Origin of the sequence: Stenotrophomonas sp. PS02301 (genome assembly GCF_029959485.1) — a bacterium.
GTDB lineage: Bacteria > Pseudomonadota > Gammaproteobacteria > Xanthomonadales > Xanthomonadaceae > Stenotrophomonas > Stenotrophomonas maltophilia_Z.
The window spans coordinates 1-209 of sequence record NZ_JASCOO010000218.1 but is presented as its reverse complement, the minus strand read 5'-3'; the positions used below and the strand labels follow the sequence as shown (position 1 = coordinate 209).

Annotated in this window: 1 protein-coding gene; it reads left to right on the top strand. The window is 67.9% G+C overall.

The window, feature by feature from the left end; all coding sequences use genetic code 11:
* On the top strand, nt 1-209 hold a 209-nt coding region (locus QMX81_RS20945), incomplete at both ends, for a transaldolase family protein (protein WP_282264417.1).

Here is a 209-nt window from a genome sequence, read left to right as displayed (position 1 = left end):
GCGGCCGGCGTGCCGCGCAGCAAGGTGCTGATCAAGATCGCGGCAACCTGGGAAGGCGTGGAAGCGGCGCGCCAGCTGCAGGCCGAAGGGATCGACTGCAACCTGACGCTGATCTTCAATCCGACCCAGGCGCTGGCCTGCAGCGAGGCCGGGGCGTTCCTGATCTCGCCGTTCGTGGGCCGCATCCTGGATTGGTACGTGGCCAACGG